The sequence below is a fragment of the Alsobacter ponti genome, assembly GCF_024294805.1.
GTDB classification, from domain to species: Bacteria; Pseudomonadota; Alphaproteobacteria; order Rhizobiales; family Beijerinckiaceae; genus Alsobacter; species Alsobacter ponti.
This window is the reverse complement of sequence record NZ_JANCLU010000033.1, coordinates 1-14,898: the sequence shown is the minus strand read 5'-3', so window position 1 is coordinate 14,898 and position 14,898 is coordinate 1. Positions and strand designations below refer to the sequence as shown.

At 71.9% G+C, this 14,898-nt stretch carries 8 protein-coding genes and 1 pseudogene; 3 read left to right on the top strand and 6 right to left on the bottom strand.

What is annotated here, in order from left to right; all coding sequences use genetic code 11:
- Position 1: 1 nt before the first annotated feature.
- Complete coding sequence (locus tag NK718_RS21030; protein ID WP_254746409.1) at positions 2 to 3,850, bottom strand: hydantoinase B/oxoprolinase family protein; 3,849 nt, start codon at positions 3,848 to 3,850, stop codon at positions 2 to 4.
- Entirely contained in the window at positions 3,847 to 4,635 is a 789-nt protein-coding gene (locus NK718_RS21025; RefSeq protein WP_254746407.1) for an IclR family transcriptional regulator, read from the bottom strand. The genes NK718_RS21030 and NK718_RS21025 overlap by 4 nt, the downstream gene beginning before the upstream one ends.
- A gap of 239 nt (positions 4,636 to 4,874) precedes the next feature.
- Here NK718_RS21025 and NK718_RS21020 point away from each other — a divergent pair, with 239 nt between their 5' ends.
- The 3 genes from NK718_RS21020 (at position 4,875) to NK718_RS21010 (ending at position 10,114) form a co-directional block, all read left to right on the top strand.
- Positions 4,875 to 5,822: a ring-cleaving dioxygenase gene (locus NK718_RS21020; protein ID WP_254746405.1), complete on the top strand. Its 948-nt coding sequence runs from the start codon at positions 4,875 to 4,877 to the stop codon at positions 5,820 to 5,822.
- A gap of 90 nt (positions 5,823 to 5,912) precedes the next feature.
- Positions 5,913 to 9,038 (top strand): AMP-binding protein, encoded by a 3,126-nt coding sequence (locus NK718_RS21015; RefSeq protein WP_254746403.1) that lies wholly within the window; start codon positions 5,913 to 5,915, stop codon positions 9,036 to 9,038.
- A 2-nt stretch (positions 9,039 to 9,040) separates the two neighbouring features.
- Positions 9,041 to 10,114, top strand: coding sequence for an SGNH/GDSL hydrolase family protein (locus NK718_RS21010; RefSeq protein WP_254746401.1), 1,074 nt, complete (start codon positions 9,041 to 9,043; stop codon positions 10,112 to 10,114).
- A gap of 4 nt (positions 10,115 to 10,118) precedes the next feature.
- Here NK718_RS21010 and NK718_RS21005 read toward each other — a convergent pair whose 3' ends face one another.
- The 4 genes and pseudogenes from NK718_RS21005 to NK718_RS20990 form a co-directional block, all read right to left on the bottom strand.
- Positions 10,119 to 10,256 carry a hypothetical protein gene (locus NK718_RS21005; protein WP_254746399.1) on the bottom strand — a complete coding sequence of 46 codons (138 nt, stop codon included), beginning with the start codon at positions 10,254 to 10,256 and terminating at the stop codon, positions 10,119 to 10,121.
- Between the two features lie 5 nt (positions 10,257 to 10,261).
- Positions 10,262 to 11,407 (bottom strand): MBOAT family O-acyltransferase, encoded by a 1,146-nt coding sequence (locus NK718_RS21000; protein ID WP_254746397.1) that lies wholly within the window; start codon positions 11,405 to 11,407, stop codon positions 10,262 to 10,264.
- A gap of 118 nt (positions 11,408 to 11,525) precedes the next feature.
- The gene (locus NK718_RS20995) at positions 11,526 to 13,364 is read right to left on the bottom strand and encodes an AMP-binding protein (protein WP_254746395.1); all 1,839 of its coding nucleotides are present in this window, start codon (positions 13,362 to 13,364) and stop codon (positions 11,526 to 11,528) included.
- A 235-nt stretch (positions 13,365 to 13,599) separates the two neighbouring features.
- Positions 13,600 to 14,898: pseudogene (locus tag NK718_RS20990) on the bottom strand (hypothetical protein); the annotation flags it as partial.

Here is a 14,898-nt window from a genome sequence, read left to right as displayed (position 1 = left end):
TTCACGCCACCTTAGCCCGTCCGTCCGTATTGGACAGGGCCATTCCGTAACCATAGTCCCGCGCCGCGGCCTCCGGCGTCACGCGCCCTTCGGCGACGTCGCGCTCGACGGCGGCGCGGTCGCGTTCCGCCGGGTCGCCGTAGCCGGCGCCGCCGGCCAGCACGACCTCGACGATCTCGGCCGGCCGCGTCACCGAGACGAGGTCGCCCGTGCCGCAATCGCGCAGCAGCGCGCCGTCCGCGTCACGCACCGCGCCGCGCGCGGAGCCGCCGGGGAGGCCGCCGAACAGGCCGGGCGTCGGGTTGTTGACGCCCTCGGGATAGACCGACACCAGCGTCGTCTGGCCGTCGTCGGAGAGCTTGCGCAGCCGCACGCGCTGGCCGAGCCCGCCGCGGTGGCGGCCGGGGCCGCCGGAATCGGGCAGGTAGGCCTTCTCCAGCACCAGCACGGGCACGCGCGTCTCGAACAGCTCGATCGAGGTGTTGGCGGCGGAAGTGGGCCAGAGCAGGCCCGACTTGCCGTCGCCCCGCGCCGACGCGCCCTGGCCGCCGCCCATGAACAAGAGGTCGGAATAAATGCGGTGGTCCGGCGTCTGCCCGTAGATGTTGGCCGCCACCGGCAGGCCGGTGAACGCCTGCACCTGGGCCGGGGCCGCCTCCGCCAGCGCGCGGAAGATGTTGGGCGCGATATACCACCCCGTCCGGGTGCGGATGTTGACCGAGGCCGGCCGGCGCGGGTTGAGGATCGAGCCTTCCGGCGCCTTCACCGTGAACGGCCGGTAGCAGCCCGCGTTGCCGCGCACGTTGGGCGTCAGCATGCACTTTAGCGGATAGGTGGCGTGGGCGGCCGTGTAGTTCAGCGTCGAGTTGAGCCCGCCCTGCGGCAGCTGCGGCGGCGCGCCGTCGAAGTCCACCTCGATGGAGTCGCCCGCGACCGTCAGCTTCACCGGGTAACGCAGCGGCGTGCCCAGCGGGTTGTTCCAGATCTCGGAGGCGTAGACGCCGTCCGGGATCGCCGAGATGGCGTCGCGCATGGCCTTCTCGGAGCGCCCCTGGACGACGGCGGCCAGCGCGCGAAGGTCGTGCATGCCGTAGTCGCTCATGAACGCCAGCAGGCGCTCCGCGCCGAGCGCGTTGGCCGCGACGAAGGAGTGCAGGTCGCCCAGCACCTGCTCGCCGTTGCGGACGTTCTCGTTCAGCAGCCGCAGCAGGCTCTCGTTCGGCTTGCCCGCCTCGTAGAGCTTCATGGGCGGGATCTGGAATCCCTCCTCGTAGATCTCGCGGGCGCGCAGCGAGTCCTTGGTGCCGCCGATGTCGGAGACGTGGCCGACCGTCCCCATCAGCCCGACCAGCTTGCCGTCGCGGAAGCAGGGCGTGACCACGGCGATGTCGAACAGGTGGCCGGCGCAAAGCCACGGGTCGTTGGTGACCAGCACGTCGCCGGGCTTCAGCGTGTGGGCCGGGTAACGCTCCAGCAGCGCCTTCACGGCAAGCGGCAGGGTGAGGTTGAACACCGGCATGGCGCGCGGCGAGTGGGCCAGCGTCTCGCCCTCCGGATCGAGCAGTTCGCAGGCGAAGTCCTGCGCCTCGGAGATGACCAGCGAGAAGGCGGTGCGGATCACCGTCAGCCACATCTCCTCGACCACGGTGACGAGGCGGCTCCACATGATCTCGAGGGCGATCGGGTCGGACTCGATCAGCGCCACGGCCCGCTCGACGGGCATGTCGGGCGTGACGAGAGCGGCCGAGGCGGCGGTGACGCCGATGGCGACGCGGATGTTCAGGCTCTCGTCGATCGACACCTTGTCGCCCGGCGGGATCAGCGTCGTCGCCTCGCGCTCCTCGATGATGGCGGGGCCGGCGAAGTGGTCGCCCGGGCGCAGCGCGTAGCGATCGTAGACCGGCGTCTCGACGTGCAGGCCGTCGAACCAGGCCAGCCGCGTGCCCTTGCGCTTGGTGGCGAGGTCGCCGCCGCCGGCGGCGCCGCGCAGCGACAGCGTCGGCGTGGGGCCGGAGCAGCGGACGCGGAAGTTGATCGCCTCGATGCGCGCGCCTTCCTGCGGCTTGGTGTAGCGGGCGGTGTAGACGCGGTGGAACGCGGCCTCCACGGCTTCCCGGCTCGCGGCGGTGATCGCGCCGGAGGGCAGCGGCACCGAGATGTCGTGCATCTGGCCGACCAGGCGCATGTCGGCGCTGCGCTCGACGACGATGTCGGCGTCGGCGATGCCGGCCTCCCGCAGGCGGGCGCGGCCCTGCGCCTCCAGGCCGGACAGCACCTCGTTGACGCCGTCGGCGTCGAGGTTCGCGGAGAACTCGGCCGGGTGCGAGCGCACCAGCTCGAACGACAGCGGCGCGGCGAGGAAGCCGAGCGCCGAAGCCGCGCCGGAGGCGGGCGGCACGATCAGCTCGCGCACGCCGAGCACGCGCGCCACCTCGGCCGCGTGCGCCGGGCCGGCGCCGCCGAAGCCGACCATCGAATAGTCGCGCGGGTCCTTGCCCTTCTCGACGAGGTGGACGCGGGCGGCCGCCGCCATGCTCTCGATGACGACCTTGTGGATGCCGGCCGCCGCCTCCTCGACGCCGAGCCCCAGCGGCGTCGCGACGCTCGCCACGGCGCGGCGCGCCGCATCGAGGTCGAGCTTCATGCGCCCGCCGAGGAAGAAGCCGGGATCGTAGTAGCCGAGCACGAGGTTGGCGTCGGTGACGGTCGGCCGGTCGCCGCCCATGCCGTAGCAGGCCGGCCCGGGATCGGAGCCCGCCGAGTTCGGCCCGACGCGCAGCAGGCCCACCTCGTCGATGGCGGCGATGGAGCCGCCGCCCGCGCCGATCTCGATCATGTCGATCACCGGCGCCTTGATCGGCAGGCCCGAGCCCTTCTTGAAGCGGTGGACGCGGCCGGCCTCCATCATCGGGGCGATCTCGGCGCGCCCGTCCTCGATCATGCAGGCCTTGGCCGTCGTGCCGCCCATGTCGAAGGAGATGACATCCTTCTTGCCCGCCAGCTCGCCGAAAAGCGCCGTCGCGAGGCCGCCGCCGGCGGGGCCGGATTCGAGCAGGCGAATCGGGAAGGCGCGCGCCGCGGCGGGCGACACCAGGCCGCCGGCCGAGTGCATCAGGCGCAGCGCGCCGGCGAAGCCGCGGCGGGCCAGCTCGCTTTCGAGCCGGCGCAGATAGGTGTCCATCAGCGGCTGCACATAGGCGTTGGCGCAGGTGGTGACGCAGCGCTGGTATTCCCACAGCTCCGCCACGACCTCGTGCGACAGCGAGACGTGCAGGCCGGGGAACTCGCGCCGGGCGATCTCTCCCACCGCGACCTCGTGGACGGGGTTGCGATAAGAGTGCAGGAAGCACACGGCCACCGCCTCCGCGCCCTCTGCGACGAGCTTGCGCAGCGCCGCGCGCACCTGCTCTTCGTCGAGCGCCGCCACCACATTGCCGTCACGGTCGACGCGCTCGCTCACCTCCAGCCGGCGGCCGCGCGGCACGAAGGGCTCGGGAAACTGCAGGAACAGGTCGTAGATGTCGTAGCGCTGCTCGGTTCCCATCTCCAGGATGTCGCCGAAGCCCTCGGTCGTGATGAGGCCGATCTTCGGCCCGTCGCGCTCGATGATGGTGTTGGTGACGAGCGTCGTGCCATGCACGATCTCACCGACATCCGCGAGGCCGATGCCGCCCATGCCGACGAGCTCCTCCAGGCCGATCAGCGCGGCCTCGGACGGGTCGTGGGGAGTGGTCAGGCGCTTGTGGAGCGTCACTGCCCCGGCATCGCCGTCGTACAGGATGAAATCGGTGAAGGTGCCGCCGATGTCGAAGCCGATGCGCCAGCGCGCCGCCTTTTGCATGATCCTCATGTCCCCTGCATGGCCGGTTCGCCCGCGCGAAGCGCGTGGCAGACCCGGTCGCCCATCACGGTCGCGATCGACCTGGCGCCCGCCAGCAGCCGGTTCGCGATGATTCTCTTTTCGTCGGCGGTGATGGTCGCGACCGGATAGGTCACGCACAGGCTGACCGTCTCCTCGGTCTGGGGGTCAGCCACCGCCACGGCGAGCGCCCCGACGCCGCGATTGGATTCGTCCCAGGACTCCGAGAGCCCCGTGCGCCGCACTTCGGCGAGCCGCCGCAGCAGGTCGTCGACGGTCTGGGGCGCCGTGGCGGACGGGATCTCGAACTCGTCGGCGAACAGCGCGCGCACGGCGTCGTCGGGCAGCCGGGCCAGCAGCGACCGGCCGGTCGCGGACGCCTGGGCGAGCAGCCGCCGGCCGATCGGGGTTCCAACCCGCAGCGCGTGCCGCCCCGCGAAGTAGCGCAAGCCCATGACCTCGCGGCCGTCGCGAATGGAGACATAGCCGGAATGCCCGGCCTCCTCGACGACGTCGGACAGCAGGTCCTCGGCCCGCGCCATCAGCGAGGAGCCGGCCCTGTAGAGCTGGCCGAGTTGGAAGAGCAGCAGGCTGGGCCGATAGCGCTTGGAGTTGCCGACGGTCTCCAGCAGGCCGGCCTCGCGCATGGCCCGCAGCAGCCGCGACGTCGAGCTCTTCGGGGCGCCGCGCAATGCGACGACGTCGGTCAGCGTCAGCTCCTGACGCTCCTGCGAGAAACACCTGAGCACGTCGGCCGCGGTCGAGATGATCGTCAACGGGATGGCCTTTATTCCCGAAAAATGGAACCAAGGTTTCGATATTCAGAACCGTAGCATCCGAATTTTCGGCCGGTCAAGACGGGCTGATGGAGAGCGGCGCCAAAAATCCGGCGACGATCGAGCGATTGCAAAGCTGCAAGGCGTTCTAGGCAGCGACAGCCCTTTCCATGGGCGGCCTTCCCCGCCACCTTGCACACAAGCACTGCGCCTGACGCGCCATCCCCTGGAGCCCCCCCATGGACCTCACCGGAATCCACCACCTCACCGCCGTTTCGGCCGACGCCTCCGGAAATCACGACTTCTACACACGCGTGCTCGGCATGCGGCTCGTGAAGAAGACCGTGAACCAGGACGATGTGAGCGCCTACCACCTGTTCTATGCGGACGGGCTCGCGAGCCCCGGCACCGACATCACCTTCTTCGACTGGCCCGTGACGCGGGAGCGGCGCGGCAACAACAGCATCACCCGGACGGCGCTGCGCGTCGCCGGAGCCGACACGCTGGCGTTCTGGAAGGAACGGCTCGGCGCGCACGGGGTGAAGACGGGCGAGATCGTCGAGCGCGACGGTCGCCGCACCCTCGATTTCGAAGACCCGGAGGGCCAGCGCCTGGCGCTCGTCGACGACAGCGGCAAGGGCGCGGCGCACCCGTGGAGCGGCAGCCCCGTTCCGGCCGACCGCCAGATCCGCGGGCTCGGGCCGATCACCATGACCGTGCCCAGCCTTCGCAACACCGACATCGTGCTGACCCGGCTGATGAACATGCGCCCCGCGCGCACCTACCCCGACCCCACCGCGCCCGCGTTCAAGATCTACGTCTACGAGATGGGACCGGGCGGCGCCGCCGCGGAGCTGCATGTGGCGGAACGGCCCGACCTGCCGATGGCGCAGCCCGGGGCCGGGGGCGTCCACCACGTCGCGTTCCGCACCCCGAACCAGCAGGACTACGGCGCCTGGGCGGATCGCCTGCGGACCGCTGGCGTGCCCTCCAGCGGCCCGGTCGACCGGTTCTATTTCCGCAGCCTTTATTTTCGTGAGCCGGGCGGCATCCTGTTCGAGATCGCCACCGATGGGCCCGGCTTCGACGCCGACGAGCCGATGGAGACGCTCGGCCAGAAGCTCTCGCTGCCGCCCTTCCTGGAGGGCCGCAGGGCCGAGATCGAGGCCGGATTGAAGCCGCTCTGAAACCGGTCTGGTCGACGCAACCCGGACGGTCCATCCGGCGTTGGGAATGCGCAACTGTTCCGTCTGCATCCCCCAACGCCGGATCTCCGCGTGGCAGAATCCGCCGACGCCCTCGTTCATGACCTGCTCCGGCGGCACGCGCGCGCCACCCCGGACGCCGCTTCGCTCGTGGCGGCGGACGGTCGGACGCTGCCCTTCGCGAGGCTGGCGGCCCGTCTCGACGAGATTGGGAGCGAATTGGCTCGATTGGGCTTCGGGCGCGGCGACCGGCTGGCGCTGATGCTGCCGGACGGGCCGGAGTTCGCGCTCGTCTTTCTCGCCATCGCCGGCCAGGCCACCGCCGCCCCGCTCAACCCCGCCCAGGCCCCTGAGACTCTCGCGGGCTACGTCGCCGACACCGGCGCGAAGGCGATCCTCGCCTCGGCGCCGTGCTGGGCGGCGGCGCGCGACGTCGCGGGCCGCCTCGGCCTTTCCCTGATCGAGCTCGCGCCCGAGACGGGCGAGGTCGCCTCCTTTGCGCTGCGTGGCGAACCGGTCGGCCCGCCGCGCGAGGTCGCCGCCCCGTCCCCGGAGGATGTCGCCTATCTTCTGCCCACCGCCGGCACTACCGGGCGTCCCAAGGTCGTGCCGGTGCGCCATTCCATGGTGATGGCGTCGTGCCGGGTGATGCGGGATTGGCTGGAGCTGTCGCCCGATGACCGCTGCCTCGACGTGATGCCGCTGTTCCACAGCCACGGCATCCTCAACGGCGTCATCTGGCCACTTTCCGCCGGCGGCTCCACGGTGTGTCCGCCCAAGTTCGACCCCCGGCTTTTCTTCGATTGGTTCGCAGCGACGCGGCCCAGCTGGTACACGGCGGTCCCCGCCATCCATCAGGCCGTGGTGAGCCACGCCGCCGCGCACGCCGACAAGCTGGCCGGGGGGCGGCTGCGCTTCGTGCGGTCGTCCTCGGCCGCGCTTTCCGCCGCGCTGCTGGCCGAACTCGACGCCCTGTTCGGCGTGCCGGTGATCGAAACCTACGGGCTCACCGAGACCGGTCCGCTGGTCACGAGCCCGCTCGCGCCGGGCCGGCAGAAGCCCGGCAAGGCCGGCAGGCCGTCCGGCCCGGAGGTCCGCGTCACGGACCAAGCCGGCGCGCCGCTGCCGGCCGGGCGAAGCGGCGAGATTGTCGCCCGGGGGCCGACCATCATGGCGGGCTACGAGCGCAACGACGCCGCCAACGCCGACGCCTTTCGGGACGGCTGGTTCCGCACCGGCGATCTGGGCTGGTTCGACGAGGACGGCTACCTCACGGTGAGCGGCCGGCTCAAGGAGCAGATCAACCGGGGCGGCGAAAAGATCGCGCCGCTGGACGTCGACAACGCCCTGCTGTCGCACCCCGCCGTGCGGGAGGCCGCCTGCTTCGCCGTGCCGCATCCCACGCTGGGAGAAGATATCGCAGCGGCGGCCGTGCTGCGCCCCGGCATGGAAGCGGCGCCCGAAGCCTTGCGCGCCCACGTGCTCGCCCGGCTCGACGCCCACCGCACGCCCCGCCTGATCCGCATCGTGGACGCGCTGCCGCGCAGCGCCGCCGGCAAGATCGAGCGCGGCAAGATCGCAGCCATGCTCGGCCTCGACAAGCCGGCCGGCGAACCCAACCCGGCCACGCGCCACTTCGGGCGCACCCCGCTGGAGGCCGCGCTGCTGGGGCTGTGGCAGGCCGCCCTGCGCCGGATCGACATCGGGCCGGACGACGATTTCTTCCTGCTGGGCGGCGACTCGCTGTCCGCCGTGTCGCTGGTCGCCGCCGTCAACGAGGCGCTCGGCGTCGACCTGACGCCGGAAGCGCCGTTCGAGAACGCCGGCACGCTCGCCGCCATGCTGGCGACGGTCGAGGCCGCGCGGCGCGCTCCCGCCTCGGGACGCGGCGCGGAACCCGCGGCCACCCCTGACGAACCCGCGCCGGCGACGCCGACGCAGCGCGCCATGTGGGTCGTCGCGACGACCTTTCGCGGAGAGCCGGTCTTCAACGTCTCCTCCGTCGCGAGGGCGCGCGGTCCGCTGGACCTCGCCGCCCTCGAGCGCGCCGCCGCCGCGCTGTCCCGACGCCATGACGCGCTGCGGACCGTGCTGCGCCGGCAGGGCGGCGGCCTCGTCAACGTCGTCACCGACGCCGTGCTGCAACCAGAACCGCCCGAAGACACGCCGCCGGGAGAGGCCGAGGAGCGTGCCGCTCGCGCGGCGCAGCGCGCGTTCGACCTTTCCGACGGGCCGCCGGCGCGCCTCTCGGTGCTGCGCCTCGGGCCGATCGAGCACGAGCTGGTGCTGACGCTCCACCACACCATCGCGGACGGGTGGTCCAAGGACGTGCTGCTGCGGGACCTCGCGCGGCTCTACGCCGCCGAGGCCACGGGCCGGCCGCACGATCTTCCGCCGCCGCCGTCCTTTTCCGCGTTCGCGCGACGACAGGCCGCCCTGATCGAGAACGGCTCGCTTGTCGAGCAGGCACGCGCTGTCGCGGCGCAGATCGGGCCCTGGGTTCCGACCGAAATCGCAACGCGCGAGACGCGGCCCGACGAGGCGACGTGGCCGGGTTTCCGGCTGCGCCGCGACATCGGCGCGGATATCGTCGCAGGCCTGCGCGAGACCGCGCGCGGGCGGCGCGGAACGCTGTTCATGGGCCTGCTCGCCGCCTTCGGCGCGATGCTGACGCGCCAGCTCGACACCGACGCGCTGGCGCTCGCCCTGCCCGGGGCCAACCGCGCCTTCCCGGGCGCGAACGACGCCGTCGGCTGCTATTCGAACGCCATTCCGCTGCGGCTCGCGCTGCCTCGCGACGCCGGCTTCGCCGACGCGCTCGACGTCACGCGCGAGGCCACGGTCGCCGCCTTCGCGCGGCAGCACGTGCCCTTCGACCTCGTGCTCGCCGAGACGCCGCGCCGCAAGGGCTTCGGCCTCGGCCACACCACGCCGATCCTGTTCCAGCTCCAGAACTATCGGCCGTTTGGGTCGGTCGAGGCCGGGGGCGTGCTGATCGAGCCGCGCCCCTTTGACTCCGGCATCGCGCAGGCGGACCTTTCGGTCGAGATCGGCCAGCGCGACGACACGCTCGTCTGCGAATTCAGCGTTCGCCGTTCGGCGCTCGATCGCGCCGCCGCCGCAAACATGATCGACCGCTACGCGGCCCTTCTCTCCCGCTTCGCGCGGGATCCGGGCGCGCGGGCCGGAGACGCCTGAACATGCTGTCCATCTCCGCAACGCGGCGCAACGAGATCGCCACCGGCCTCGCGATCGTCGGGCTCGCGCTCAGCATCTTTTTGGCCGGCGAGATCGCCACCGTCGTTCTCGGCCAGGCGTCGGAGCCGCAGGCCGACGAGGGGGCGACGCCCTCCCAGATGATGGCGCTGTTCCGGCAGGTCGGAGGCATCGAGCTGGCGCAGCCGGGGGCGGTATCGGGCGGCGTCCGCATCAATTCGCTCGGCTTTCGTGGCCCCGAGCTGCCGATGCCGAAGCCCGCCGACGTCGTACGCATCGCCTTCGCCGGCGACTCGCGCACCTTCGACTGGCTGGCCGAGGACGAGGCGAGGACATGGCCGGCGCGCGCCGCGCGCGCCATCGGCGAGGCGATGCCGCGCTGCCGGGTGGATTACGTCAATGCCAGCGGACCCCTCTACGGGACGCGCGAGTTGCTGGCGCTGGCCCCCCGCGTCGTCGCCACGGATCCCGACGTGGCCATCGTGATGGCCGGCGACGTGGCGCACGACTCCGCCGGCATCGCCAAGCGCAACGGGCTCGCGCCCGACTCCCCGCGCGCCGATGGCCTCAACCGGCTGTGGCCCGTGTGGAACCGCGTGGAGCGCTTCTTCGGGCTGATCTTCCTCAACACGATCGGCCTCCTCTCCGACGTTCACACGGACGAGTCGGACGCGGCCTGGGTGGCCGGGTTCGAGGCTCGGCTGACCGAGCTGGTGACGCGGCTGCAATCGCGCGCTCCGCTGGTCGTCATCGTCCAGTCCGGCGTGCCGCCGGAGGAGGCGCGGCGGCCCACGGGTTTCGCCGCGCTGCACCTGCCCTGGCGCAGCGTGAAGCGCCTCAGCGAGCTTCAGGCGTCGGCGATGCGGCGCGTCGCCCAGCGCACGGGAGCGATGCTGGTCGACGCCGACGCGGCGATCCCGTGGAACCGGGCGCATTTCGACAACGCGCTGCATCTGCGCGAGCCGGGCCGCGAGAAGATGGTGGCGTTCCTGGGCCGCGAACTCGGTCCGGCCGCCGCAGCCCGGCTTTCCGCCGCGCGCTCCTGCGCCGCGCCCTGAACGCCTAGAGGCGCATGTAGGTGAACGCGCCGCGCGGCGCGACGGCGCAGATCAGCACCAGCGCGATCAGCACGCCGTACCAGATCGCCATGGCGACGCCGGCCCAGCGCGGTTGCAGGTGGCGGAGCAGGAAATCGTACATTCAGGTCACCACGGCCACAGGATCGTGCTCCAGACGCGGAACGCCGCCGCCAGCGACGGCTGCTCCACGAGCACGAATCCGAACCACACGAAATGCACGGTGAGAAGTGTCGCCAGCGCGTCGCGCAGCGGCTTCAGGCGCGGCCCGCCGGGCTTGCCGAGCCAGGGCTTCACGCGCTGGAACTGGTGCCACACCAGCACGCCCATGCCGTGATACAGGCCCCAGTAGAGATACCGCAGCGACACCTCGTGCCACAGGCCGATCACCACCAGGCTGGCCACCATGCCTAGCGCCGGCTGCCGCGTCGCTGCGGCGACGAAGTCGAACAAATAGTCGCGCACGAAGCTGGTGAGCGAGATGTGCCAGCGCCGCCAGAATTCCTGGATATTGCGGGCGAGATACGGCCAGTCGAAGTTCTCGATGATGGTGTAGCCGAGCAGGCGCGAGAAGCCGATGGCGACGTCGGAAAAGCCGGAGAACAGCAGATACAGCCGCAGCCCGCTCTGCACGATCGCCAGATAGAGCCGCAGGCCCTGCGCCTCGTGCGGCAGCTCGGCGATGAAGCGGTCGAACAGCCCGAGCACGACGACGTTGCAGAGCACGGCCACCTTCACGTAGCCGTAGAGGATGCGCTCCAGCCCGGCCGAGACGTGCTGGGCGCTCCACTGCCGGCGCAGCCGGTCGCGGTGGAAGGCCGGGAACCGGTGGATCGGCCCGACGAGGATGGTGGGCAGGAACGCCATGTAGCAGACGAAGTCGCCGAAGCGGTGCGGCGGCAGCTTCCCCTTGTAGCGCTCGATGGCGTAGTGCATGGCGCGGAACGTGTAGTAGGAGAGGCCGAGCGGGATGGCGACGTCCGCGCCGGCCAGCGTGGTGGCCGCGCCCTGGCGCAGCTTGAACGCCACCATCGCCGAGACGACGACCGCGAGGAAGGCCAGCATGCGCCAGCCGCTGGTCGAGGCCGGCCCGGCCCCCCAGTACGTGGCGACCACGATCGCCGCCAGCAGCGCCAGCGAGACGGGCGCGTTGAGGAGCAGGAACGCCGCCGTCGCGGCGACCAGGCTCCAGTCGCGCAGCCGCGCGGGCGACAGCCAGAACAGGGCGGTCACGCCGGCCATCCAGGCCAGCCATTCAAGCGAGAGGACGTGCACGCGGAAAACCTCGCCGGCTACGGCACGAGCAGGCTGGCGGCAGCCATGACGCAGACGAGCCCCGCCACCACGAGGGCGCCGAACCAGGTCCAGAGCGGCGGAGCCATGGGCGGCGCCTTCACGACGCCGTCTTGCCGCGCACGGCCGCGACGAGTTCGCCGAGGCTCTCGATGCTCATGATTTCCTGCGGCGAGAAGCGGATGGACAGGAGTTGTTCGAGTTCCTGCATCAGGGTGAGGTGGGCGAAGCTGTCCCAGCCTTCGGTGCCGTCCGGATTGGAGTCCGGACCGAGCCGTTCGCGCTCGACGTTGAACACCGAGGCGGCCACCGCGTAGACGCGCTCCTCCACGTCGGTGCCGGCGCCCGCCTCGCGGGCGGCGCGCTCGCGCTCGGCGATCATCTCCTTGAGCTCGGAGAGCACGACCTTGCCGGCGGGCCCGCGCGGCATGCGCTCGAGCACGTGCGCCTCGTTAGGCACCTTCTCGGGCGCCATGACGGCGCGGCAATGGCGGATGATCGCCTGCGGCGTGAGATCGGCTCCGTCGTCCGCGATCACGCAGGCGACGAGCTTCTCGCCCCACACGGGATCCGGCATGCCGACGGCGACCGCGTCGCGAACGCCGGCGAGCGCCGTGACCTGCTCGCTCACTTCCTGCGGATTGATGTTGATGCCGCCCCGGATGACGAGGTTCTTGCGCCGGCCGCGGATCGAGACGAAGCCGTCCGCGTCCATCGACGCGAGGTCGCCGGTCGCCAGCCATCCGTCGCGCAGCACCTTCGCCGTTTCCTCCGGAGCGCGGAAATAGCCGCTCATCAGGGTCGGGCCGGTCAGCAGCAATTCGCCCGTCTCCCCGGTCGCGACGTCGCGACCGTCGGGGTCGACGAACCGGACCTCGACGTCGATGGGCTTGCCGATCGTGCCCAGCCGCCGCGTCTCGGGACGCGGGCCGCAATAGATCGCCTCGCACACGCACTCGGTGAGCCCGTAGGCGTTCGTCACCTCCACGCCGAACCGCGCCTCGACCGCGTCCCAGACCGGCCTGTCGAGGTAGCCGGCGCTCGAGCGGATGAAGCGGAAGTGCGGCGTGCGGAACGTGTCGTCGAATTCCGGCCCGAGCCGCAGCATCAGCGACAGCAGGGTCGGCACGGCGATGAAATGCGTGACCTGCCGGTCGTAGATCGCGTGCATCAGCGCGGGCAGGTCCTGCATCTGGAACGATCCGTGGCGCAGCACCGTACCGCCGCCGACGAAGGCGCTGGCGGCGCCTTGCAGCAGACCGTCCGTGTGATGCATCGGCACCGGGTTGAGGATGCGGGAGCGCTCGTCGTAGCCATAGACCCGCCGGAACGTGTCGAGCTGCGCCAGCAGCGCGCGGCGGCTGAGCTCGACCCCTTTCGGCTGGGAGGTGGTGCCGGACGTGAACAGCACGAGCGCCGTCGAGGCGGGCGGTGCGGCGGGGGCTCCGCGCAGCGGTTCGCACGCCGACACCACGGCCGGGAACGTGTCGGCCTGCGCCTGCGGACGGCGGCGCGACAGCAGCCGGTCGAGCAGCCCGCCGCCGCCGGCCGGCTCGTCAGAAACGCGGATGTAAGGAACTCCCGCCGCGCCTTCCGGACGGTCGGACAGCACCAGTGACGGCTCGACGAGGCCGATCACCGTCTCGCGTTCGAGCGCGCTCGCCTCCGGGTCGAGCACGACCAGCGTGAAATCATGACGCAGCGCGCCCAGGAACAGCGTCGCGATGGCCGCCGCGGACTGCGTTGCGACGACCACGCGCCCACCCGGCGCGACGCCGCAGCGCCGCAACCAGTCAGGCAGGCGATCGACGCGGTCAATCAGCTCGGCGTAGGTCAGCTTCTCCCGACCGTCGAGCAGCAGCTTGGTCCCGAGCCGCCGCCGGCTCTCGAACAGCGTTTCGAACTCGGTGGCCGCGACCCCGACATCGCCTGCGCTCATGCGTCACTCCCCCTTGCCCCGGGCCCAGGAGCATCGACCGCCGGCATGAGAGCGCGGCCGGCGCCGGATTCCCGTGACACGGGCGGCGGCATCGGCCAGGCAACCTGAATGCGGAAACGGTCGGAAAACGGTCCAGGCCCGGTGAAAACCGTCAGGCAGGCAAGTTGGTTCCGTCCGCCGGAGCGCCGTCGTGCGCCGGCGGACGACTTGACGAGTGGCAACCGCAGTTCAACCATCAGCCCTGGCTGGACCCGCTCCCACCATTGCCGTTGCCGCCGCTGCTACCGGCTCCGCCGCCGGACGAACCACCCGTGGAACCGGATCCGCCGCCGACGCCGCCACTGCCAACGCCGCCACCGGTGCCTCCGCCAACGCCGCCACCGGCGCCGCCGCCGAGGCCGCCTCCGACCTCGCCGCCGATCCCTCCGCCGATTCCGCCGCCGCCGGTTCCGCCGCCGCCGAGCCCGCCTCCGACGTCGCCGCCGATCCCTCCGCCGGTCCCGCCTCCGCCGAGACCACCACCGACGTCACCGCCGATCCCGCCGCCGACGCCGCCGCTGGACCCTCCGCTGGAGCCGCCTGTGGAGCCGCCTGTGGAGCCCCCGCTCGTGCCGCCGCCGGAGCCGCCCGTCGAGCCTCCGCCCGTTCCTCCCCCAACGCCGCCGCCCGCGGATCCGCCGCCCGCGGATCCGCCGCCGCCGACACCTCCGCCGACGCCGCCGCCGGAGGAGCCTCCCCCGACACCGCCTCCGGCCGAACCGCCGCCGGGGTGGCCGCCGCCCGGCGCGCCGCCCTGATACCCAACAGGCCCTGCGTCACGGCCGCCAAACATTCCCTCTTCGCCCCGTGTCCCGAAGAACCGGCCGAAGCCGCTATTTTGAAGCGGTGCGCGCGAGGCGACCGGACCGGGCGGGCCGTCGAAACACACGATCCTGACGATCTCCTCGCCGCGACGCACGACCTGAATGCCGCCGGGGCAGGACTCGGGATCGAGGCCGGGGGGCAGCACGGACCCGCGCAACGGCGGCGCAACCCTGGACGCAAGCCGGCTCGTCGGCGCGGGAATGGGCGGCGCGATATTCACGCCCGTGCTTGCGCCCCTGCGTGCGCCTTCGGCGCGGTCGGGCCGGCCGCGTTCGGCGTTGGCCGAGGCCACGCGTTCGGCCCGGGACGCGGCTTTCGCCTGCGTGGCCAGGCGCGAGAGGTCGGTGGGCCGGGCGATCGGCAGCGGCACGTCGACGGCTCGCGGCAACGGCGCGGGCGCGAGCGACGCGGTGCGGGTCGGCTCAGGCTTCGCCCTGCCGGCCGGGGCCGGTTCCAGTCCGATCAGCGACTCGACCGGGGGCGCGAGCTGGGCAAGCTGGTCGATGGTCCTTTCGGCGCGATCCGGGCCGAAGGAGATCGGCGGCGAATCGGCCGGCGGCTCGGCGGCCAGCGCGAACGTCCCGCCGTCGATCGTCGGCGCGGGGGCGGGGTCGAGGCCGGCGAGCGCGCCGAGGCGCGGCGTCAGGTCCGAGAGCTCGGCCAGGATCCG

What these genes read in the sequence shown, in the direction of transcription:
- NK718_RS21030 (WP_254746409.1), bottom strand. Translation starts at nt 3,850, where the DNA reads ATGAGGATCATGCAAAAGGCGGCGCGCTGGCGCATCGGCTTCGACATC.
- NK718_RS21020 (WP_254746405.1), top strand. Translation starts at nt 4,875, where the DNA reads ATGGACCTCACCGGAATCCACCACCTCACCGCCGTTTCGGCCGACGCC.
- NK718_RS21010 (WP_254746401.1), top strand. Translation starts at nt 9,041, where the DNA reads ATGCTGTCCATCTCCGCAACGCGGCGCAACGAGATCGCCACCGGCCTC.
- NK718_RS21005 (WP_254746399.1), bottom strand. Translation starts at nt 10,256, where the DNA reads ATGTACGATTTCCTGCTCCGCCACCTGCAACCGCGCTGGGCCGGCGTC.
- NK718_RS20995 (WP_254746395.1), bottom strand. Translation starts at nt 13,364, where the DNA reads ATGAGCGCAGGCGATGTCGGGGTCGCGGCCACCGAGTTCGAAACGCTG.